Source organism: Eubacterium pyruvativorans (assembly GCF_900102225.1).
Classification (GTDB): domain Bacteria; phylum Bacillota; class Clostridia; order Peptostreptococcales; family Anaerovoracaceae; genus Aminicella; species Aminicella pyruvativorans.
In genome coordinates, this window is record NZ_FNBF01000001.1 from 119,288 (window position 1) to 140,788 (window position 21,501).

20 protein-coding genes are annotated in these 21,501 nt (G+C 53.6%); 17 read left to right on the forward strand and 3 right to left on the reverse strand.

Annotated features, from left to right (window positions below; genetic code table 11):
* Positions 1–86: 86 nt before the first annotated feature.
* From BLQ24_RS00595 to pepI, 6 genes are all read left to right on the forward strand, one after another.
* Positions 87–1,970: a TIGR03960 family B12-binding radical SAM protein gene (locus BLQ24_RS00595; RefSeq protein WP_242869539.1), complete on the forward strand. Its 1,884-nt coding sequence runs from the start codon at positions 87–89 to the stop codon at positions 1,968–1,970.
* On the forward strand, positions 1,963–2,649 hold the full coding sequence (locus tag BLQ24_RS00600; RefSeq protein WP_090161525.1) for a TIGR03936 family radical SAM-associated protein: 687 nt from the start codon (positions 1,963–1,965) through the stop codon (positions 2,647–2,649). Before BLQ24_RS00595 ends, BLQ24_RS00600 begins: the two co-directional genes overlap by 8 nt.
* A 79-nt stretch (positions 2,650–2,728) precedes the next feature.
* Complete coding sequence (locus tag BLQ24_RS00605) at positions 2,729–3,415, forward strand: helix-hairpin-helix domain-containing protein (protein WP_090161527.1); 687 nt, start codon at positions 2,729–2,731, stop codon at positions 3,413–3,415.
* A gap of 187 nt (positions 3,416–3,602) precedes the next feature.
* Positions 3,603–4,073, forward strand: coding sequence for a sporulation initiation factor Spo0A C-terminal domain-containing protein (locus tag BLQ24_RS00610; protein ID WP_090161530.1), 471 nt, complete (start codon positions 3,603–3,605; stop codon positions 4,071–4,073).
* A 130-nt stretch (positions 4,074–4,203) separates the two neighbouring features.
* Positions 4,204–5,292 (forward strand): M24 family metallopeptidase, encoded by a 1,089-nt coding sequence (locus BLQ24_RS00615; RefSeq protein ID WP_090161533.1) that lies wholly within the window; start codon positions 4,204–4,206, stop codon positions 5,290–5,292.
* Between the two features lie 85 nt (positions 5,293–5,377).
* Positions 5,378–6,271: a proline iminopeptidase gene (pepI, locus tag BLQ24_RS00620; RefSeq protein ID WP_090161536.1), complete on the forward strand. Its 894-nt coding sequence runs from the start codon at positions 5,378–5,380 to the stop codon at positions 6,269–6,271.
* Positions 6,272–6,409: 138 nt separating this feature from the next.
* Here pepI and nifU read toward each other — a convergent pair whose 3' ends face one another.
* From nifU to BLQ24_RS00635, 3 genes are all read right to left on the reverse strand, one after another.
* On the reverse strand, positions 6,410–6,862 hold the full coding sequence (nifU, locus tag BLQ24_RS00625) for a Fe-S cluster assembly scaffold protein NifU (protein ID WP_090161715.1): 453 nt from the start codon (positions 6,860–6,862) through the stop codon (positions 6,410–6,412).
* 125 nt (positions 6,863–6,987) lie between these two features.
* Positions 6,988–8,154 (reverse strand): cysteine desulfurase NifS, encoded by a 1,167-nt coding sequence (gene nifS, locus BLQ24_RS00630; protein ID WP_090161539.1) that lies wholly within the window; start codon positions 8,152–8,154, stop codon positions 6,988–6,990.
* A gap of 97 nt (positions 8,155–8,251) precedes the next feature.
* Positions 8,252–8,452, reverse strand: a complete 201-nt coding sequence (locus BLQ24_RS00635) for a DUF896 domain-containing protein (RefSeq protein WP_320800155.1) — start codon at positions 8,450–8,452, stop codon at positions 8,252–8,254.
* A gap of 422 nt (positions 8,453–8,874) precedes the next feature.
* Between BLQ24_RS00635 and BLQ24_RS00640 the strand changes: the two genes are divergently transcribed.
* The 11 genes from BLQ24_RS00640 to BLQ24_RS00690 all read left to right on the forward strand — a co-directional run bounded on the left by BLQ24_RS00640 (position 8,875) and on the right by BLQ24_RS00690 (position 21,469).
* Positions 8,875–10,233, forward strand: a complete 1,359-nt coding sequence (locus BLQ24_RS00640) for a peptide MFS transporter (protein ID WP_090161542.1) — start codon at positions 8,875–8,877, stop codon at positions 10,231–10,233.
* Between the two features lie 229 nt (positions 10,234–10,462).
* Entirely contained in the window at positions 10,463–12,136 is a 1,674-nt protein-coding gene (locus BLQ24_RS00645; RefSeq protein WP_090161544.1) for a phospho-sugar mutase, read from the forward strand.
* A 99-nt stretch (positions 12,137–12,235) separates the two neighbouring features.
* Positions 12,236–14,848 carry an alanine--tRNA ligase gene (gene alaS / locus BLQ24_RS00650; RefSeq protein ID WP_090161547.1) on the forward strand — a complete coding sequence of 871 codons (2,613 nt, stop codon included), beginning with the start codon at positions 12,236–12,238 and terminating at the stop codon, positions 14,846–14,848.
* 77 nt (positions 14,849–14,925) lie between these two features.
* On the forward strand, positions 14,926–15,171 hold the full coding sequence (locus BLQ24_RS00655) for an IreB family regulatory phosphoprotein (RefSeq protein WP_090161550.1): 246 nt from the start codon (positions 14,926–14,928) through the stop codon (positions 15,169–15,171).
* A 115-nt stretch (positions 15,172–15,286) separates the two neighbouring features.
* On the forward strand, positions 15,287–15,715 hold the full coding sequence (gene ruvX, locus BLQ24_RS00660) for a Holliday junction resolvase RuvX (protein WP_090161554.1): 429 nt from the start codon (positions 15,287–15,289) through the stop codon (positions 15,713–15,715).
* Positions 15,716–15,818: 103 nt separating this feature from the next.
* Positions 15,819–16,328 (forward strand): 5-(carboxyamino)imidazole ribonucleotide mutase, encoded by a 510-nt coding sequence (gene purE, locus BLQ24_RS00665; protein ID WP_090161556.1) that lies wholly within the window; start codon positions 15,819–15,821, stop codon positions 16,326–16,328.
* Positions 16,329–16,333: 5 nt separating this feature from the next.
* Complete coding sequence (purF, locus tag BLQ24_RS00670) at positions 16,334–17,809, forward strand: amidophosphoribosyltransferase (RefSeq protein WP_090161559.1); 1,476 nt, start codon at positions 16,334–16,336, stop codon at positions 17,807–17,809.
* Positions 17,810–17,820: 11 nt separating this feature from the next.
* Entirely contained in the window at positions 17,821–18,864 is a 1,044-nt protein-coding gene (gene purM / locus BLQ24_RS00675; RefSeq protein WP_090161562.1) for a phosphoribosylformylglycinamidine cyclo-ligase, read from the forward strand.
* Entirely contained in the window at positions 18,858–19,448 is a 591-nt protein-coding gene (gene purN, locus BLQ24_RS00680; RefSeq protein WP_090161565.1) for a phosphoribosylglycinamide formyltransferase, read from the forward strand. Before purM ends, purN begins: the two co-directional genes overlap by 7 nt.
* Positions 19,449–19,490: 42 nt before the next feature.
* Entirely contained in the window at positions 19,491–20,246 is a 756-nt protein-coding gene (locus BLQ24_RS00685) for an IMP cyclohydrolase (protein WP_090161567.1), read from the forward strand.
* A gap of 38 nt (positions 20,247–20,284) precedes the next feature.
* Positions 20,285–21,469 carry a phosphoribosylaminoimidazolecarboxamide formyltransferase gene (locus tag BLQ24_RS00690; RefSeq protein ID WP_090161570.1) on the forward strand — a complete coding sequence of 395 codons (1,185 nt, stop codon included), beginning with the start codon at positions 20,285–20,287 and terminating at the stop codon, positions 21,467–21,469.
* Positions 21,470–21,501 lie beyond the last annotated feature (32 nt).

Below are 21,501 nucleotides of genomic sequence, written 5' to 3' on the forward strand. Positions count from 1 at the left end.
GGTTCGACTATCTGCTTCACAAGCGTCCGTGGTCGGAAGAGCGGGAGAAGCGTCTGGAGGATCTGAAGGAGCTCACCCGCAGCTTCATGCGGGAAATCGAAGGGACGATCGGACAGACCGTGGACTCTTTGTTCGCTCCGTCCCTGGAGCAGCTGCTGGAGCAGGTCGAGAAGCCGGCCCGTTATATCGGCGGTGAAACAAATATGGTGGTGAAGGACCCGGAGAAGATGGATGTACGGTTTGCCTTCGCATTTCCGGACCTGTATGAAATCGGCATGTCCTATATGGGACTGCAGATTCTGTATGACGTGACGAATCGTCATGAGAACCTCTATCTGGAACGGGTGTTTTCTCCGGCACCGGATATGGAGGAACTGATGCGAAAGCACCACGTGCCTCTGTTCACCCTGGAGACGAAAACGCCGGTGAAGCAGATGGATGTGTTCGGCTTCACACTGCAGTACGAAATGTCCTTCCCGACCATCCTGAACATGATGGAACTGGCGGAAGTTCCCCTTTTGTCCCGGGACAGAGGGGAGGGGGATCCACTGATGATCGCCGGCGGTCCGTGTGCGGTGAACCCGGAGCCTCTGGCGGATTTCTTCGATCTGTTCATGATCGGTGACGGCGAAGAGCTGCTTCCGGCCGTTCTGAATGCCTACGGGGAAGCGAAGCGGGAGGGTCTTTCGAAGCGGGAATATCTTCAGCGGGTATCGAAGCTGACCGGCGTATATGTGCCGTCCTTCTATGACGTCCAGTATCATCCGGACGGCACGGTGAAGGAATTCGTGAAGCTGTGGGAAGGGGCGCCGGACCGCATTGAGAAAGCGATTCTTTCGGATTTGAACCAGGTGCCGTTCCCGGAGAAACCGATTGTCCCGATCGTGGAAGCGGTGCATGACCGGGCCGTGGTGGAGACGTTCCGGGGCTGCACCAGAGGATGCCGTTTCTGTCAGGCCGGCATGTCCTACCGTCCGGTGCGGGAACGGTCTGAAGAGACGATCAAGAGGCTGGCAGAACAGCAGCTGGAGAATACCGGACACGACGAACTGTCTCTGCTGTCCCTGTCCACCAGCGATTATTCGAATTTCGAAGGGCTGGCCACAGAGCTCATGGATTACTGCACGAAGCGGAACGTATCCCTGTCCCTGCCGTCTCTCCGTCTGGACTCGTTTTCCTTCAATGTATTGAATGAGATTCAGAAATACAAGAAATCCGGGCTCACCTTCGCACCGGAAGCCGGCACCCAGCGGCTCCGGGACGTGATCAACAAGGGAATCACGGAAGAGGATATTTTCAGCGCCGTGGAACAGGCGGTGGAGCTGGGCTGGCGCACCATGAAATTTTACTTTATGGACGGCCTGCCGACGGAAACCGATGAGGACCTTCGGGGAATCGGAGAAATAGCCCGTAAGGCCATCGAGATTTTCCGGAAATCCGGAAAACGGGGGCGTTTCAATGTGACCTGCAGTGTGTCCAATTTCGTGCCGAAACCGTTCACGCCGTTCCAGTGGGCGCCTCAGGCTTCTTCTGAGGAACTCAGGCAGAAGCATGTGGTTCTGGAGCACGCCATGCCGGGCCGGAATGCCCGTCTGACTTATCACGACGATGCCGTCAGTGTCTGCGAAGGGGTGCTGGCGAGAGGTGACCGCAGAATGTCTGCGCTGCTGCTGAAGGCCCACGAAGCCGGATGCCGGCTGGACGCCTGGACGGAGTATTTCCACCGGGATGTATGGAAAGAACTGCTGGAGAACTGGGAAATCGATTATAAATTCTACACAGAACGGAAGCGCTCTTTCGATGAGGTGATGCCGTGGGATCTGATCGATCCGGGCGTCTCGAAGGAATTCCTGGTGCGGGAGGCGAAGAAGGCGGAGCAGGGTCTGACGACCCAGGACTGCCGGTACGGCTGTGTCGGCTGCGGCGTGAACCGGAAAACCACATGCGGACTGGGAGGAATCTATGAGTAAGTACGTATTGACTTTTTCGAAAAGCGGACTGATTCGTTTCACGTCCCATCTGGACATGCTTCGTCTGTTCAAGCGGGGGTTCCGACGGGCGGGAATCGAGCTGAAATACAGTCAGGGGTTCAATCCCCATCCCCGTATGGGATTTGCCCAGCCTCTGTCCCTGGGGTATCTGGCGGAGGCGGAACTTCTGGAATTTGAAACGACCCGGGAGTATACAAAGGACGAAATTATTTCGTCCATGAAACCGACGCTGGCACAGGGAATTGCGATTCATGGCGTGGGCATTGCAGAGGGAAAGAAATCACTGGCGGCTTTGGTGGATTCTGCGACCTATACCGTGACATTTCCGATGTCTGTATTCCGGAAAGATTTCCGTCAGGTGACGGCAGACTATCTGGCGCAGAAGGAGATCATCGTCCTGAAGCATTCTAAGAAATCCGGAGAAACGAAACCGATGAACATCCGGGAGAAGATTCGTTCTCTGGAGGCAGAGTCCGGGGAGAATCATCAACTTGTATTGAAAATGCTGCTGGATCAGGGGAGTCATTCCAACCTCAACCCGGAACCGGTGATCCGGACTTTCCTGGAGTTTGCCCAGCTGGATGTGCCGCGCTGTGAAATCCTCGTGTGCCGAAACGGACTGCATTTCGGTGTTGACGATCCGATCCGGTGGATGTAAAATACTGGTAAATGGATGATACTGGTATTTCTTGCGGAGCCATCGCTCCGGAAGAAATGACATTCTCCGGGAGGTCAGCATGCGCAGTCATACGAATCCGAGAAACTGGAAACAGAAACTGAATGAGAATCGAATGCTGATCCGAGCGGCGGCGGTGATCCTGGTGATCATCGCCGCCGCAGTGCTTTTTGTGGGGAAAGAGAATAATGACACTATTTCCATACAGAAAGCCGGGGAAAGCGGTGTAGTGCAGAAGGCCGGAGCGGAAACACCGAAAACCGGGGAGAGGCAGAGGGTTCTGTATATCGATATGGAAGGGGAGGTGAAGCGGCCCGGTGTGTACGAGATGAAGCCTGGCGCCCGGATTTTTGAAGCGGTACGGAAAGCCGGAGGACTGACCGGGAAGGCGGACACCCGGACGATTAATCAGGCGGAGAAGGTGACAGACGGTCAGCTGATCGTCATTCCCCGGAAGGGCCGGGGGGAGGATGGAACGAATCCGGCAGAAACCGGCATAGGATCTTCCGCTGGGACGGGAACCACGGAGGGAAGCACCGGTGGGACCTCTGCGCAGGGGTTGATCAACATCAATACAGCCTCGGAGGCCGAGCTGCAGAAGATTCCCGGGGTAGGGCCGGTCACTGCCGGGAAGATTATTGCATACCGCACACAGAACGGCCGGTTCCGGAGGAAGGAGGATCTAAAAAATGTGAGCGGGATCGGCGAGAAGACCTTCGGAAAGATGGAGTCCATGATTACAGTGTGAAGTCGGATTCAGAAAAAAACCGTCGAAGTATGCATATTTATACTGAAATATACATATATACAAGTTTTTGCATGAAATCCTCGCACACAGAAAATGAAAAATAAGGTAAAATAAGGGCATGTAAAGAACGCAGACATCCGGATGAAAAGCTGCTGTAATGAATGATTATTAACAGGAGGAATCGAAGATGAACGGTTACTGGAGGAAAAGCAGAGAAATGACCGAGGAAGAGGAGACTATGCTGCAGCTCAGAACGGAGCGGTTGCTGCTCCGTCTGGGCATTCCGATGAATTTGAACGGATTTAAATATCTCTGCCGATGCTGTGTTCACACGGTGCTGGATCCGACGATTCTGCAGCGGATTACGAAAACGGTGTATCCGATTGTTGCGGATGAGTTTAATGTCACAGTGGGCAGCGTGGAAATTGCCATTCGACGGGCCATTGATGCCGCATGGAACGAGCAGGCGGGTATTTTCCGGCAGCGGTACAGTGATCTGAGCCTGGGACACTGCTGGAAGAAACCGAAGAACACCGAATTTATTTCTGTGGTGGCGTGGCGGCTTCGGTATGAACTGCCGGGCCGGACAGAATACGGCGATATTCTTCCGGGAATGATGGCTGCAGACACTTCCCGATCCTACAGACAGGAACTGTAGATGGACTGGAACATGTTTAGACAAAAGTTTGACAATTCATATGGGAAGCGGTAGAATGGACAAGGATTGATTAATTATTGCTGTAGGTCCTTAGTTATTGTTACAGGTCCTTTTTTTATGGAGGCTTCAAATGGAAACTAATAAGCTGAATCGTATTTATGCGAAAATGAAGGAACAGGGTCTCAACCAGATGATCATCACGGATCCGGTACCTATCTACTATTTGCTGAGAAAGTGGATTATGCCGGGCGAGAGAATGCACGCACTGTATCTGAATGTGAACGGTGATAACCACTTCGTTATCAATAAGCTGTTCCCGCAGACAGAAGATCTGGGCGTGGAAATCACATATTATGATGATGTGGAAGACGGCGTTGAAATCCTGAGCCAGTTCATCAATAAGGATGAAACGATCGGCGTTGACAAGAACTGGCCGTCCAGATTCCTGCTGAGACTGCAGGAGCTGGGTGCCGGCAGCAAGTTCGTAAACGGTTCCAAGATTGTAGATAAGGTCAGACAGATCAAGGATGCGGATGAAATTCAGGCAATGAGAGAGTCCGCCAAGATGATCGATGAAGTGATGGATAAGCTGATTCCTTGGACAGCCAAGGGTCTGACAGAGAATGAGTTGAATGCGAAGTGCCTGGAGATCACGAAGGAAGTCGGTTTCTCCGGTCCGTCCTTCGAGCCGATCACAGCTTATGCGAAGGGTGCTGCAGATCCGCACCACATGACAGATGATTCCAAGGGCAAGCATGGTGACTGCGTTATCCTGGACATCGGCGGTATGTGGCATGACTATGCTTCCGACATTACCAGAACGGTATTCATCGGTGAGCACAGCGAAAGACAGAAGGAAATCTACGAGATCGTTCTGGAAGCAAATAAGCGCGGTATTGCTGCAGCGAAGCCGGGCGTGAAGATGAGCGACATCGATGCCGCTGCCAGAGATTATATCGCATCCAAGGGATACGGCGAATACTTCACCCACAGACTGGGCCACTCCATCGGCATGGAAGACCACGAAGTCGGTGACGTTTCCTCTGCAAACGACGAGATCGTGGAAGTTGGTCAGACATTCTCCATCGAGCCGGGCATCTATCTGTATGATGAAGGTATCGGTGTCAGAATCGAGGACATCGTTGTCGTTACAGAAGACGGCTGCGAAGTACTGAACCACTATCCGAAGGAAGAAATGATCGACGTTCCGGAAGCATAAGAAACAGTATTCTGCATATTGCTGCGGCATTTCCGCCGCAGCGGTATGCTCTGTTCTGAGAAGAATACACAGGAGGTAATGACCCATGGCGAAGATTGAAGAAGGCTATATGCCTTACCTCGGGTACAAGACTTATTACAGAATTGTCGGCGAGAAGAAGGATAACGGCAAGGCGCCGCTGCTCTGTCTCCACGGCGGACCGGGATCCACACACAACTATTTCGAAGTTCTGGATCACGTTGCAGATGAAGATGACCGTCAGATCATCATGTATGACCAGATCGGATGCGGTAATTCCTATCTGGACGGCCATCCGGAACTGTGGACACAGGAAACCTGGCTGAATGAGCTGGAGGAGCTGAGAAAGTATCTTCACATTGATGAATGTCACATCATCGGTCAGTCCTGGGGCGGCATGATGCAGATTGCCTATGCCATCGAGTGCCAGCCGAAGGGTGTGAAGTCCTTCATTATTTCCAGCGGTCATCCGAGCAGCAGCCTGTGGGAGAGTGAAGGTCTCCGGAGAGTGAAGATGATGCCGCAGGATATGCAGGATGCCATCAACGAGGCGCTGGAAACCAAGAATTTCTCCGGCGCTGCCTATGACGCTGCCGTTGCGGAATATATGAAGAGATACTGCGATTATCCGCTGGACGAGAATTCTCCGGAGTGTCTGACACGGGAGAAGAAGCACGGTGATGAGGCGTATCTGTACGGCTGGGGTCCGAACGAGTTCGCTCCGACCGGAACGCTGAAGGATTTCGAGTATGTGGACAGACTGGGAGAAATCAAGATTCCGTCTCTGATCTGCAGCGGAATCTCCGATCTGTGCTCGCCGCTGGTTGCGAAGACGATGTACGACGGCATTCCGAATTCCAAGTGGGAACTGTTCACACATTCCCATCATATGTGCTTCGTGGAAGAAAACGAGAAGTACTGCAAGATCCTGAAGGAGTGGATGAACGAGCACGACGCATAGTCGTCCTTCGTCCAGTTCGAACGGATGCTGACGCCGGCCCGGACGGGCCGGCTTTTTTTGATGATTCCGGCAGGAAGAAGACAAAAAAACAAGCCCCCGGACAAGCCGGGGACAAATGATCGATCGATTATGGAAGGACTATACCTCTTCCGGGGCCTCGTCCTCGTCCGGAATATCGCCGTGGTCCGTCGGGTCGAATCCCTTCAGGCCTTCATAGGTCTTTCCGGTCTTCTGGGCGTAGTCGTAAATCGCATGCTTGATCGCGTGGTCCGCCAGTACGGAACAGTGTAGCTTCTGGGAAGGGAGGCCGCCCAGTTCGTCAACAATTGTGCTGTTGGAGATCTTCAGCGCTTCTTCCACGGTCTTTCCCTTCATCATTTCCGTCGCCATGCTGGAGGAGGCGATGGCACTGCCGCAGCCGAAGGTCTTGAACTTGCAGTCCGTAATAACATCGTTATCGTCAACCTTGATCTGCACCTGCATCATATCGCCGCAGACCGGGGAGCCGTAAACGCCGGTGCCGTCCGCATCAGGAATTTCTCCCACATTTCTTGGATGCATGAAGTGATCCATTACCTTATCATTATACAGTCCCATATTCATTTCCACCTTTCTGCCGGGTCCGTCCCGAAAGTACCTTCCGGCGGTCCCGTTCTACATGTTTTCGTAATATATTCGTGATTGTTTCCTCGAGGTTTACACCATCCGCTCCCGGGTTAGAGGAGGGAGATCTCACGGAGACGGGAGACCACTGCCTTCAGACAGTCAACGGTGTAGTCCAGATCTTCCTTCGTTGTAAAGTCGCCGACGGTGAAGCGGACAGATCCGTGAATCAGTTCGTCGCTGACACCGATTGCCGACAGTACGTGGGACGGCTTCAGAGACTTGGAGGAGCAGGCGGATCCGGTGGATACCGCAATACCGAAGCTGTCCAGCAGAAGAAGAATGGATTCTCCTTCAATCTTCGCAAACGTGACGTTCAGGTTGCCCGGGTGACGCTTGGAATGGTCCGAAGGACCGTTCACGATGACATCCGGAATCTCTGCTGTGATTCTGTCCATCAGGTAATCTCTCAGCTCGGAGCAGTGCTTTCTGTGGTGTTCCAGATTCTGTTCTGCCAGTTCCGCTGCCGCACCGAATCCGACAATCCCTGCCAGATTCTCTGTGCCGGCGCGCTTGCCCTTCTCCTGGGCACCGCCGTGGATGAAGCTCGGAATGCGGACACCCTTGCGGATGTACATGCCGCCTTCTCCCTTCGGACCGTAGATCTTGTGGGAGGACATAGACATGAAGTCGACCCCCAGATCATGGACATCGATCGGGACGTTTCCAATCGCCTGCACTGCATCTGTGTGGAAGAGAACACCGTGCTTGTGGGCGATCTCACAAAGTTCCTTGATCGGTTCCACTGTTCCGATTTCGTTGTTCACGAACATGACACTGACCAGAATCGTGTCCTCCCGGATGGCGTCTTCCAGTGCTGCCGGATCGACGAATCCTTCCTTGTTCACGTCCAGGTAGGTGACTTCATAGCCGTGCTTCTCCAGGAATTCGGTGGAGTGCAGAATTGCATGGTGCTCGATCTTCGTTGTGATGATGTGCTTTCCCTTCTTCTTCATGGCATCTGCTACCCCGAAGATGGTCCAGTTATCGGATTCACTTCCACCGCCGTCAAAATACAGCTCGGACGGATCTGCTCCGATGAGGTGTGCGACCTGGGCTCTCGCCTTGTCCACCGCAGCTTTCGCTTCAAGACCGATGGTATAGAGACTGGAAGGGTTTCCGAAGTTCTGTGTGAAATATGGAATCATCTGCTGCAGGACTTCTTCCTTCACCGGCGTGGTTGCGGAATAGTCCAGATATACTTTTCTGGTTTGACTCATAGATCAAATCCCCTTTCTGTTATTTCCGTTTTACGATAGTGATTATACCTTGCCTGTCCGCATTCAAACATGGAAAAGGATTATTTCCCGGAATAAATCATCGGCGGAGTCTCGGATCATCCGGATCCACTACCTCAATATTGTCCAGCTGGGACTTCAGGTTCCGGCGGAATGCAGCCAGGTAGGCCTGGCGCAGTTCCTTCTGTTCCTGCTTCTCCGCAGGGGTGAGGGCCCTCTCCTTCGAAAGATGGGCCAGTTCGTTGATCCGTGCGATCATTTCTTCTGTAATCATCAACATTTCGATTCTCCTGTGCTTTCAGTCTGTCATATATTCTGTCATATATAATGTAGGGAGCGGCAAAAGAAAAAAACCGTGTCCTATCATAAAAATCATCAACCGTGGAATTGTGGATGACGCACAATATCCCTTCTTTTTTTCATTGTAACGTTGTTGATTTTACAATGATCGGGGAGAAACTGCAACATTCTTTTTCGGTAGGGGGGAATTGTGTTTACTTTGTGAAATCTTTGTGATAAACTGTTCTTTGGTTGAATGAAAACTGAAGTTTGAACACCGTCCATAACTGATTTCAGTTTGGCTCTGTTCAGTTCCGGCACTGTAAATTGCCCATTGCAGCATCGGAGCAGGCATGAATCAGGATTCTCTGGTTCGTTTTCGCAATCATCTAATTATATCTACTTTTAGGAGGTAAAAGAAAAATGGAAACTGTAAAGAAGGGTAGACCATTTGGCTTTTATGTCTGTGCGCTGGGATTTACGTTCGAGCGTATGGCATTCTACACCACGAAGTACCTGCTGGCTATCTGGATCGCGACGAAAGTATCCGGCGGCGGCCTTGGTCTGACTGATACGAAGGCAGCGGCGATGTCCGCCAGCTTCGTAGCATGGACTTACATCACACCGCTGATCGGCGGATACATCGCAGACCACTGGGTTAACCCGAGAATCTGCGTTGCACTGGGTCTGATCCTCATGGCGGGTGCGTATGCTTGTGTATGGCAGGCACACAGCCTGGGCATGGTCTGGGCCCTGATCATTCTGAACGCTGTGGGCACCGGTCTCTTCAAGGGTAACATGTCCGGTATCGTCGGCCTGCTGTTCGATGATCCGACAGAACTGGATATGGCATTCTCCATCCAGTACTCCTTCGTCAACATTGGTTCCTTCATCGGAACAACTTTCATCGCTGTTCTGGCGACGAAGGGTGTTATGTCTTTCAACGGCGTATTCGGAATCTGTGCTCTGTTCCTGGCTGTGGACGCCATCTGGTTCATCCTGGTCGGCAACATGACGCTGGGCGAAGCCGGTAAGACACCGTTCAAGAAGGATATGCGTGAGTTCGTTGCCAAGGAGAAGAAGGACACTTCCAATGCGCCGCTTACTTCCGGCGACAAGAAGCGTGTCTTCGCAATCATCATGGTAACCCTGTTCTCCGCTGTATTCTGGATGGTATGGTACATGGCTTACATGCCGGCATACTACGTATTCGGTTACGGCGATGGTGCTGACTTCCAGAACAAGGCGAACTGGTACATCGGAAGCTTCCAGGTTCCGACATCCTGGTTCGACTCCATCAACGCTCTGGTCTGCATCGTTCTGGGGCCGGTTCTGGCTCTGGTTTGGAGAAAACTGGCTGCGAGACCGCAGGGCGACATGTCCATGTTCAAGAAGACTGCGCTGGGCTGCGCACTGGTAGGTGTTTCCTACGTTGTAATGGCTCTGGCATACAAGCTGGCTGAAGGTTCCAGCACTGGAAAGTGCTCCGTACTGTGGCTGGCTCTGGTCTGCCTGTTGATGTCTGTCGGCGAAATGGTATTCTCGCCACTGGGCAACTCATTCATCAACAAGCTGGCTCCTGCTAAGGTTCTGGGTCTGCTGCTGGGCTTCTGGCCAATCGCGGTATTCATCGCACAGCGTGTTTACCCGTCCGTATATGCATTCCTGAAGACTAAGCCGTTCGTTTCCGGCTATGGTATCACCGGTCTGATCGTTATCGGTTTCGGTGTCATCCTGTGGCTGTTCAGCGGCAAGCTGGATGCAATGGAGAAGGAACAGTAGTTTTTCTCCAATTTGCGAGACGAATCAAGACGCTTCCGTTCGGAAGCGTCTTTTTTCATGCCCGTTTTATGCCGGATTCGTCCCCGGACGGATTTCTCTGCCGCCGTCACACAGACCATACAATCCATTTTCGAATTGTGATATAATTTAGTGTGTTGCATGAAACGAACGATGGGCCGGCCGCTTTTTGCCGTCAGGCCCGGTGAAGGGATAATGATGGGGTAAGGAAATGAAGCTGGAATCAAGAGATATGCGGGAAATGCGGGAGCACGCCGAGCAGGAATACCGACGCTGGCTTGAACATACGGAAGACGACAGCAGTATGCATGCCGAACTGCTGAAGTTGATGGGAAATGACGATGAGATCTTCGATGCTTTTTATCAGGACCTGAGTTTCGGCACGTCGGGACTCCGGGGCATTCTGGGTCCGGGGACAAACCGGATGAATGTGTACGTGGTCCGGAGAGCTTCCCAGGGCATTGCAAACTATCTGAAGAAGCATTATGACAGGCCTTCCGTTGTCATCGCTTACGATACACGGAAGGACTCGGAACTGTTCGCCCGGGAAGCGGCGGCGGTGTTCCGGGGGAACAAGGTGAAGACACATCTGTTCGGGGAAGTGACGCCGGTGTCTGTGCTGGCATTCGCCATTCGTCAGTTGAAGTGCTCTATGGGCGTGATGATCACTGCCAGCCACAATCCGAAGCACTATAACGGGTACAAGGTATATAATTCCGACGGGTATCAGGTGATCGGCCAGGAGCCGGAAATGATTCTGGAGGAAATCGGAAAGGTTGATTTCTTTGAAGGCATTCACAGGAAATTGGACAACGGTGTCATGACGGTGAGCACACGTGTGAGTGAGGACTTCATCCGGGCGGCGCTGAAACGGCCGCCCCATATCAGTCCGGAGGCTGTCAACCAGCTGAAGACAGTTTATACGCCGCTTCACGGCACCGGGCTGAAATATGTGCGGAGTCTGTTCAAGAATGTGGGGTATTCGAATTATACGGTGGTGCGCAGTCAGGAATATCCTGACCCGGCTTTCCACACCTGCAGCACTCCGAATCCGGAAAAGATTCTGACGTACGACGAGGCGTTCAAGGTGATTGACCGGGAAGGCGGGGAACTGATCGTGGCCACGGACCCGGACGCAGACCGCTGCGGGGCTGCCCTGTATCATGACGGGGTCAGAACGATTGTGACGGGGAATCAGCTGGGGCTGCTGATGCTGGATTATCTCTGTCATATGGAGCCGCCGGAGCCGGATCAGATTGTGGCGAAGAGTATCGTGACATCGCCGCTGGTGAATCAGATGGCCCGGAAATATGGCTTCAAGGTGGTGAATAATGTTCCGGGATTCCGGTACATCGGCAATATTCTGGCCCGGCTGGACCAGGCAGGGCAGGGAAACCGGTTCTATCTGGGGTTCGAAGAAAGCAACAGTTTCCTGGTGAACCCGTTTAGTCATGAGAAGGACGGCATTACGGCAGCCATGCTGATTGTTGAGATTGCGGCGTTCCACAAGGCCCAGGGAAAGGATTTGATCGACCGTCTGAACGAGATCTATGAGGAGTTCGGGCGTTGTGTGGACAAGCAGCGGAATTACTTCTTCAGCGGTGCGGGCGGAAGGCGTACCATGGATCAGATTATGACCTATCTGCGCCGGGAGGTCAGGACCCGCCTGGGGGACAAGGAGATTATACGGAAAGTGGATTACCTGCGGGATACCGGGCTGCCGAAGGCGGATGCGCTGGAATTCGATTTTCATGACGGCAGCAGACTGATCATCCGGCCCAGCGGTACAGAGGCAAAGCTGAAGGTTTATTCGTTCGAAACGGATGATTTCAAGAGTGTGGAAAGAGATATGGTCCGCATAATTGAAAGGTTCAGTCAGGTATAGTATAATGAACTGGTTATTAACCCGATGAGGAGCCGGCGTCTCCGGTGCCCGTTCTTCATCCGGAAAGCATAGGCGATAGAATAACAGGAGTTAGATGTAATGGAGAAATTAGGACTGAATGAGATCAGAAAGAGATTCAGAGACTTCTATGTCAGCAAGGGTCATTATCCGGGCAAGAGCGCTTCTCTGATCCCGAAGAATGATAAATCACTGCTGATTATCAATTCCGGCATGGCGCCGCTGAAGAATTACTTCAGCGGTGTGGAAACGCCGCCGAAGAAGCGGATGACCACCTGTCAGAAGTGCATCCGTACGGATGATATCGAAAACGTCGGTGTCACGTCCCGTCACGGCACGTTCTTCGAGATGATGGGTAACTTCTCCTTCGGGGATTACTTCAAGAGGGAATCTCTGACATGGGGCTGGGAATTCATCACGAAAGTGCTGGGGATTCCGGAAGAGAAGGTCTGGGCCACGGTTTATCTGGATGACCAGGAAGCGGTGGATATCTGGAAGAGTCTGGGGATGCCGGAGGAACGGATCGTCCATTTGGGAAAGGAAGACAACTTCTGGGAAATCGGACTGGGTCCATGCGGTCCGTGCTCCGAGATTTACTTCGACAGAGGACCGGAATACGGCTGCGGCAAGCCGGACTGCAAACCGGGATGTGACTGCGACCGTTATATCGAGTTCTGGAATCACGTATTTACTCAGTTCTCCCGGGAGGAGGACGGAAGCTACAGCAATCTGGAGCATCCGAACATTGATACCGGTATGGGTCTGGAGAGAATCGCATGTATCATGCAGGATGTGCAGTCCATTTTCGATATTGACACCATCCGCCACATCCTGAACGGGGTAGTGGCTCTGACAGACAAGGAGTACGAGAGCGGCGATGCGGGAGCGGATAAGTCCATCCGTATCATTACAGACCACATGCGTTCCATGGTGTTCCTGATTGCAGACGGTGTACTGCCGTCCAATGAAGGGCGGGGATATGTGCTCCGGAGAATGATCCGCCGTGCGTACCGTCACGGCAAACTGCTGGGTATTCAGGGCAGTTTCCTGGCCGGACTGGTGGACTATGTTGTGGACGTTTCCGGTGAGGCCTATCCTGAAATCCGGGAGCGGGAAGATTATATCAAGAAGATTATTTCCGTGGAAGAAGCCCGTTTCGAAGAAACCCTGGAGCAGGGAACGGAAATTATTAACTCTTATGTTTCTGATATGGAAAAGAACGGGGAGAAGGTTCTGTCAGGAGCGGATGCGTTCAAGCTCTATGATACGTTCGGATTCCCGGTGGAACTGACCCAGGAAATTCTGGACGATCACGGCATGTCGGTGGACATGGACGGATTCCACGAGAATATGGAGGAGCAGAAGCGTCTGGCGAAGGAAGGACGGAAGGATACGACGGCAGAGGCCTGGAAGGAATCCAGTGCACCGAAGGATCTGGCGGACACGGTCTTCACCGGATACGACACACTCCGCGATACATCTGAGGTGCTGGCAATCTATCAGGACGGCACACCACAGGAGACGGTTTCTGCGGGACAGGATGCGGTGATCTATCTGGATCACACTCCGTTCTATGCGGAAAGCGGCGGACAGGTTTCCGATACAGGGATTATGTCAACAAATTCCGCCCGGGTTACAGTTAATCGTGTGAAGAAGATTGACGGTCTGTTCACTCACTACGTGCATGTGGAAGAAGGAACCCTGGGAAAGGGGGATACGGTTTCCGCAGATGTGGATCGGATCTTGCGGAACAAGCGGGCCCGGAATCACTCGGCGACCCATCTGCTGCAGCAGGCACTGAAAGAAGTGCTGGGAGACCATGTCAATCAGGCAGGCTCCAGGAATGATGAGAATCTTCTGCGGTTCGACTTCACCCATTTCGAAGCGATGACGCCGGAACAGATCCGGGAGACGGAGAGAAGGGTGAATGAGAAAATCAATGCGTTCCTGCCGGTAACCATGCAGGAGATGCCGCTGGAAGAGGCGAAGAAGCTGGGTGCAACGGCTCTGTTCGGCGAAAAGTACGGGGACCGGGTCCGGGTTGTGAATATGGGCGATTGGAGCATTGAATTCTGCGGCGGTACCCATGTGGCGAATACCGGAGAAATCGGATCTCTGAAGATTCTCAGTGAAAGTGGTATTTCCTCCGGTGTCCGGAGAATCGAGGCTGTCACCGGCAGCGGCGTTCTGGAGCATCTGCATACAGCAGAGGATACGATCGAGGAAGCGGCGAAGGCGCTGAAGGCTGCGCCGGATCAGCTTGTTGCGAAGGCCCGGTCTGCCATGGAAGAGTTGAAGTCCGTGAAGAAGGAACTGGAACAGCTCCGTAAGGCGGAGATGACGTCGGATCTGGGCGGCCTGATCAGCGGTGCCCAGGAGATAAATGGTGTGAAGCTGATCACCGGACAGTTCGATGGTGCCAGGATTGATGATCTGAGAGATATTTCGGACCGGATCAAGGCGGAGACGAAGAGTGCTGTGGCAGTGCTGGCTGCGGTGAATGAGGGAAAGGTTACCCTGCTGGTATCTGTTACGGATGATCTGACTGCGAAGTACCACGCCGGCAAGCTGGTGAAAGAGCTGGCGAAGAAGGTCGGCGGCGGCGGCGGCGGAAAGGCCGACATGGCCCAGGCAGGCGGCAAGGATCCGTCCGGCATTCCGGCGATGTTTGAATTGGCGGGTACTCTGCTTTAATTCGAAGAAGTGCCCATATAATCTTGCGAATGCAGTCCCGTCATTGTATAATGTCCAGGTAAGGAAGGAGGGCTTATATGGAGAAGAAGACAATTATGTTCGATCCAAGCAAGACCCAGAAGAAGACGACGAAGCAGATTCTGGAAACAGTCTATGCGGCTTTGGAAGAGAGAGGATATAACGGGATCGACCAGATGGTCGGGTATATCCTGTCCGGTGATCCTTCTTACATCACGAGCCATAACAATGCCAGGCTGCTCATCAGCAGAATTGACAGAGATGAACTCGTAGAAGAGATTCTGAAGGCATATTTGAAGAAGTAAATGAGAGAAACAGCAGGTCTCGGCATCAGAGGACCTGCTGTTTTTTGTACTGTTTATGCGGTTTCATACTGTAAAGAGGGAAGTGTTCTGATGTATAATGAACGAGGTGCTGTGAATGAGAAAGATAGGGCTGGATGTAGGGGACAGAACGATTGGTGTTGCAGTGAGTGATCCCCTTGGCATAACGGCACAGGGGATCACCACCATTGAACGGGTGGGGATCCGGAAGGATTCCGGAAAAGTCCTGGATCTTGTGAAGGAATATGAGTGTGATACGATCGTTATGGGCCTGCCGCTGAGCATGAGCGGCAGGGATAGTGAGCAGACGAAGAAGGTGCGGGAATTCCGCAGCATGCTGGAAAATAAGATGCGGAGCACGGGGATGAAGGGCATCACCATCGAATGGCAGGATGAACGTCTGACCACCGTGCAGGCGGAACGGGTGATGATCGATGCGGATGTGAGCCGCAGGCGGCGGAAGCAGGTGATCGACAAGCAGGCGGCTGTCATCATTCTGCAGACGTATCTGGACCGGATCAGCTGATCGAGCCGCTGCAGGAATATTTGTTCGATTTCCCGGTGTCCGGAGACAGGCGGAGACCGTGGTGATTGTATATGGGTTTCTGAACTGAAGGAGGAAAACGAAAATGAAGAAAGTCGGAATCATTATGGGGAGCGACAGTGATCTGCCGAAGGTGGAGAAAGCGATGACGACACTGGATGAGCTCCGGGTCCCGTACGAGGTTCATGTATTCTCGGCGCACAGAACGCCGGTGGAAGCATCCGGTTTTGCGAAGAATGCCAGAGCAGAAGGTTTCGGTGCCATTATCGCAGCGGCAGGGATGTCCGCCGCCCTGGCGGGTTCGCTGGCTGCGAACACCACACTGCCGGTGATCGGCATTCCGGTGTCGGGTTCGAAACTGGACGGCATGGATGCGCTTCTTTCGACAGTTCAGATGCCGAGCGGCATTCCGGTGGCCACTGTTGCCATTGACGGTGCGAAGAATGCTGCATTCCTGGCCGCCCAGATTATTGCCGTGAGCGACGGAGAACTGGCGGAGCGGCTGGAATCCCAGAGGGAAGAGGGAAAGGCGAACGTCCTGAAGAAGAACGCCGCCGTCGAAGAGAAGTATAATCACAAAACCGGGAGAGAATAGAGCCAATGAGTGGATTGAGAGAAGAATGCGGCGTTTTCGGAATTTACGGCGAAACAACCCAGGATGTGGCGAGCACCGTGTACTACGGCCTGTTCGCACTGCAGCACCGGGGGCAGGAAAGCTGCGGGATCGTTGTGAATGACGACGGCGTCTTCAATTATTATAAGGATAACGGACTGGTGAACGACGTGTTCACGAAACCGGTGCTGAAGGAGCTGGGTCTGGGACAGATTGCAATCGGCCATGACCGGTACAGCACCACCGGAAACAATGATAGAAATAATGCGCAGCCGATTGTGGTGAATCACCACAAGGGACGGATGGCCATCGCTCATAACGGGAATATCGTTAATGCCTTTGAACTCAGGCAGGAACTGGAGCTGGCAGGTTCCATCTTCCATTCCACCAGTGACACGGAAGTAATCGCCTATGTCATCACGAAGGAACGGATCAACAGCGGTTCCATCGAAGAAGCGGTGGGGAAGGCCATGGAGAAGATCGACGGTGCGTATTCACTGGTGATCATGTCTCCCCAGAAACTGGTTGCCTGCCGGGATCCGCACGGTTTCCGCCCCCTGTGTTATGGTAAACGAAGCGACGGGAGCTACATTGTGGCGTCGGAAACCTGCGCGCTGGATGCCGTTGGGGCAGAATTCGTCCGGGACATCGATCCGGGGGAGATTGTGACCTTCTCCAAAGATGGGGTTACTTCGGACCGGGCCCACTGCGACGAGAAGCCGCACAAGATGTGTATCTTCGAATACCTGTATTTCGCCCGTCCGGATTCGATCATTGAAGGACGGAGTGTTCACGGTGCCCGGGCGAAAGCCGGTGCGCTGCTGGCCATGCAGTACCCTGTGGATGCGGACATCGTCATCGGCGTTCCGGATTCCGGTCTGGATGCGGCCATCGGATATGCGGAGCAGTCCGGCATTCCGTACGGCATGGGATTCATCAAGAATAAGTATATCGGCAGGACCTTCATCGCCCCGGGCCAGAAGAACCGGGAAGACAAGGTAAGGATCAAGCTGAATGTCATCCGCAGTGCCGTGAAGGGCAAGCGGGTGGTTCTGGTGGACGACTCCATCGTCCGGGGAACCACCATCACCCGGATCATCAGTCTGGTGCGCGCTGCCGGAGCGAAGGAAGTCCATGTCATGTCTTCCGCGCCTCCGTTTACAGATGCCTGCTACTACGGCGTCGATGTGGACTCCAAGGAGAATCTGATCGCCTGCCAGTGTGACTACGATATGGAGAAGATTGCGAAGAAGGTGGGCGCAGACAGTGTGGGATATCTGGATGTGAATACCCTGCACATGATCATCGGCAACAAGGCGGGAGAAGGGTTCTGTGCTGCCTGCTTCGGAAAGGGATATCCGACCCAGATCCCGACGGGACAGAAAGACCGCTTCGAGGAAAAGATCTCGAAGAAACAGGAAGAAAAAGCCAAGGAAAGTTACGAAATGTACCTGAGAGTGTAGGAGGAATCACTATGTCGAAAAGTTTCAGCGAGAGTTACAAGGCCGCAGGTGTCGACATCACAGCCGGATATAAGTCGGTGGAATTGATGAAACAGCACATTGCGAAGACGATGGTGTTCGGAGACACTTCAGATGTGGGCGGATTCGGCGGACTGTTCCATCTGGATCTGGAAGGAATCAGTGAGCCGGTGCTGGTCAGCGGAACAGACGGTGTCGGCACGAAACTGAAGCTGGCATTCCTGCTGGACAAGCATGATACTGTGGGAATCGACTGCGTCGCAATGTGCGTCAACGATATCATCTGTGTCGGGGCCAAACCGCTGTTTTTCCTGGACTACATCGCCTGCGGGAAGAACTATCCGGAGAAAATTGCTCAGATCGTCAGCGGTGTGGCGGAAGGCTGCGTTCAGTCCTGCTCCGCACTGATCGGCGGTGAAACCGCGGAGATGCCGGGCTTCTATCCAGAAGATGAATACGACCTGGCGGGTTTCGCGGTGGGCGTCTGCGACAAATCCAAGGTGCTGGACAAGGAATCCATCCGTCCGGGAGACGTTCTCATCGGACTGCCTTCCTCCGGCATCCATTCCAACGGCTTCTCACTGGTCCGGAAAGTATTCGATGTGGAGAATACGGACCTGGGGAGACACTATGATGAACTGGGAGAGAAGAGTCTGGGCGAGACACTTCTGACACCGACGAAGATTTATGTCAAGCCGATGCTGAGCCTCTTCCAGCACGTGACCGTGAAGAGTGTGTCCCATGTCACCGGCGGCGGATTCTACGAAAATATTCCAAGAAGCCTTCCGAAGGGCATCGGCGTGAAGATCCGCAGAAGCGACGTACGGGTTCTTCCGATTTTTGACATCCTCATGAAGGAAGGCGGCATTCCGGAGAGAGATATGTTCAACACATATAACATGGGTGTCGGCATGACCGCTGTGGTGGCGCCGGAAGACGCCGACGAAGCGATCCGTGTGCTGCACGAGGCCGGTGAGGACGCCTATATTCTGGGCGAAACCGTTGCGGCAGAAGAAGGCGGCGTGACAATATGTTAGAGAAAAAGACCAGAATCGCCGTCATGGTTTCCGGCGGCGGCACGAATCTGCAGGCGCTGATCGATGCTCAGAAGAGCGGGATCATTCACTCCGGAAAGATCGAGCTGGTGATCTCCAACCGGGAGGATGCTTATGCGCTGGAGCGGGCGAAACGAAACGGCATTCCTGTGCTGGTGGCGAAACAGGAGGAAGAGATGATCCGGGGGCTGGAGGAAGCGGAGATTGATCTCGTGGTTCTGGCGGGATTCCTGAAGATCCTCAGTCCGGCCTTCATTCGCCGTTTCGAAAACCGTATCATCAACATCCATCCGGCGCTGATCCCGTCTTTCTGCGGGAAGGGAGCCTATGGACTTCATGTCCATGAAATGGCGCTGGATTACGGTGTGAAGGTCACCGGTGCCACGGTTCATTTCGTCAACGAAGTGCCGGACGGCGGAAAGATCATTCTGCAGAAAGCGGTGGAAGTCCGGGAGGGTGACACACCGGAAGTGCTGCAGCGCCGCGTCATGGAGCAGGCAGAGTGGATTATCCTGCCGAAGGCAACCGAGATGATTTCCGAGAAAATTCTGGAGGGCCGCATCTGAAGCGGTTTCCGGAGCTGAACATACTGAACAGGGAGGCATATCATGAGTATCGATGCATACAAGGACCCGTATCTGACCCGGACGGCCGCCGGCTGGGTGAATGGCAATCCGTACGTGGGCCGCGGTCTGATCTGCGGATTGACAAAGGATGCAAAGAAGGCGGTCACCGCCTATTTCATCATGGGCAGATCCGACAACAGCCGGAACCGGGTGTTTGAAGAAGAGGGTGAAAACGTGATCATCAAGCCGTTCGACCCGTCGAAGGTGGAAGATCCGTCTCTGATTATCTATTATCCGCTGAAGGTTGTGGGGAAGACCCTGATTGTCACCAACGGCGATCAGACCGACACCATTGAAACCTTTGCGAAACAGGACCGGGTCTTCGGCGGCCATGCTTTCGAGGACGCCCTGAACACCCGGTGCTTCGAGCCGGACGGCCCGAACTGGACCCCGCGGATCAGCGGTGTCATGAACCTGGATCCGGCGGAAACCTTCGGCTACAAGCTGAGCATTCTGAAAAGTGAGGATCCGGAGGGAACTCAGTGCGGCAGATATTATTTCAACTATACCGGAATTCCGGGACTGGGACATTTCATCCACACGTATATCACAGACGGCAGCCCGATCCCTACATTCACCGGCGAACCGCACCGGGTGGATATTCCGGATACGCCGGATGAGCTGGCGGATCAGCTTTGGGAGAATCTGAACGTTTCCAACAAGATTTCTCTCTATGTCCGGTACATTGATCTGGCTTTCGGTGCTTCCGAGAGCCGTCTGATCAACAAGAACCGGTAGTCCGGCCGGCAGCATTCGAAGCACAGAAAGGAGACCCCATGAAAGATTTTACACTGAAGTACGGCTGTAACCCGAATCAGAAGCCGGCCTGCATCTATATGGAGGACGGTTCTGATCTGCCGGTGGAAATCCTGAACGGCAGACCGGGATATATTAATTTCCTGGATGCGCTGAACAGCTGGCAGCTGGTCAGCGAGCTGAAGAAGAGTCTGGGCCTTCCGGCGGCGGCGTCTTTCAAACATGTCAGTCCGACTTCCGCAGCGGTGGGCATCCCGATGAATGAGAAACTGAAGCGGGCCTGCTTCGTGGACGATATCGAAGGGCTGGATGACTCTCCGCTGGCCACGGCTTATGCCAGAGCGAGAGGAACGGACAGAATGTGTTCCTTCGGGGACTGGGCGGCGCTCAGTGATGTGTGCGACCTGACGACTGCGAAGATCCTGAAGAGAGAAGTCTCTGACGGTGTCATTGCCCCGGGATTCACGGAGGAAGCCCTGGAACTGCTGAAGCAGAAGAAGAAGGGGAATTACAACATCATACAGATCGATCCAGATTACGTTCCGGCGGAGCAGGAGAAGAAGCAGGTCTTCGGCGTGACTTTTGAACAGAAGAGAAACGATTACACGGTTCGTCCGGAGGATTTCACCAATATCGTGTCGGCGAACAAGGAACTGCCGGATTCTGCGAAGCGGGATATGATTGTGGCTCTGATCACACTGAAGTATACCCAGTCGAATTCGGTGGACTTCGTCTACGACGGTCAGGCAATCGGTGTGGGCGCAGGACAGCAGTCCCGGATCCACTGCACCCGGCTGGCCGGGGACAAAGCGGACCACTGGTTCCTCCGCCAGTCGGACCGGGTTCTGGACCTTCCGTTCCGGGAGGATATCCGCCGGGCTGACAGGGACAATGCCATTGACCTGTACCTGGGAGAAGAGTGGGAAGATCTCCTGCGGGACGGCGCATGGGAACAGGTATTCACCGAGAAACCGCAGCCGTTCACGAAGGAGGAGAAGAGAGCCTATCTGGACACCATCAGCGGTGTGACCTGCGGAAGTGACGCATTCTTCCCGTTCGGGGACAACATCGAAAGAGCCAGAAAGAGCGGCGTCACCTATGTGGCGGAGCCGGGCGGTTCCATCCGGGACGATCATGTCATCAAAACATGTGACAAGTACGGCATGGTGCTGGCGTTCACCGGCATGAGGCTGTTCCATCATTAATCCGAAAGAGGGTTCTGCGGGAATCCGGTAGA

Bases quoted from the DNA above. Each gene is read 5' to 3' on its own strand.
- BLQ24_RS00615 (WP_090161533.1), top strand. From the start codon at position 4,204: ATGGAAACTAATAAGCTGAATCGTATTTATGCGAAAATGAAGGAACAG.
- BLQ24_RS00685 (WP_090161567.1), top strand. From the start codon at position 19,491: ATGAGTATCGATGCATACAAGGACCCGTATCTGACCCGGACGGCCGCC.
- BLQ24_RS00690 (WP_090161570.1), top strand. From the start codon at position 20,285: ATGAAAGATTTTACACTGAAGTACGGCTGTAACCCGAATCAGAAGCCG.
- alaS (WP_090161547.1), top strand. From the start codon at position 12,236: ATGGAGAAATTAGGACTGAATGAGATCAGAAAGAGATTCAGAGACTTC.
- nifS (WP_090161539.1), bottom strand. From the start codon at position 8,154: ATGAGTCAAACCAGAAAAGTATATCTGGACTATTCCGCAACCACGCCG.
- BLQ24_RS00655 (WP_090161550.1), top strand. From the start codon at position 14,926: ATGGAGAAGAAGACAATTATGTTCGATCCAAGCAAGACCCAGAAGAAG.
- BLQ24_RS00635 (WP_320800155.1), bottom strand. From the start codon at position 8,452: ATGTTGATGATTACAGAAGAAATGATCGCACGGATCAACGAACTGGCC.
- BLQ24_RS00600 (WP_090161525.1), top strand. From the start codon at position 1,963: ATGAGTAAGTACGTATTGACTTTTTCGAAAAGCGGACTGATTCGTTTC.
- purF (WP_090161559.1), top strand. From the start codon at position 16,334: ATGAGTGGATTGAGAGAAGAATGCGGCGTTTTCGGAATTTACGGCGAA.
- purN (WP_090161565.1), top strand. From the start codon at position 18,858: ATGTTAGAGAAAAAGACCAGAATCGCCGTCATGGTTTCCGGCGGCGGC.
- BLQ24_RS00605 (WP_090161527.1), top strand. From the start codon at position 2,729: ATGCGCAGTCATACGAATCCGAGAAACTGGAAACAGAAACTGAATGAG.
- purE (WP_090161556.1), top strand. From the start codon at position 15,819: ATGAAGAAAGTCGGAATCATTATGGGGAGCGACAGTGATCTGCCGAAG.
- purM (WP_090161562.1), top strand. From the start codon at position 17,821: ATGTCGAAAAGTTTCAGCGAGAGTTACAAGGCCGCAGGTGTCGACATC.
- pepI (WP_090161536.1), top strand. From the start codon at position 5,378: ATGGCGAAGATTGAAGAAGGCTATATGCCTTACCTCGGGTACAAGACT.
- BLQ24_RS00595 (WP_242869539.1), top strand. From the start codon at position 87: ATGCGGGAAATCGAAGGGACGATCGGACAGACCGTGGACTCTTTGTTC.
- BLQ24_RS00645 (WP_090161544.1), top strand. From the start codon at position 10,463: ATGAAGCTGGAATCAAGAGATATGCGGGAAATGCGGGAGCACGCCGAG.
- BLQ24_RS00640 (WP_090161542.1), top strand. From the start codon at position 8,875: ATGGAAACTGTAAAGAAGGGTAGACCATTTGGCTTTTATGTCTGTGCG.
- ruvX (WP_090161554.1), top strand. From the start codon at position 15,287: ATGAGAAAGATAGGGCTGGATGTAGGGGACAGAACGATTGGTGTTGCA.
- BLQ24_RS00610 (WP_090161530.1), top strand. From the start codon at position 3,603: ATGAACGGTTACTGGAGGAAAAGCAGAGAAATGACCGAGGAAGAGGAG.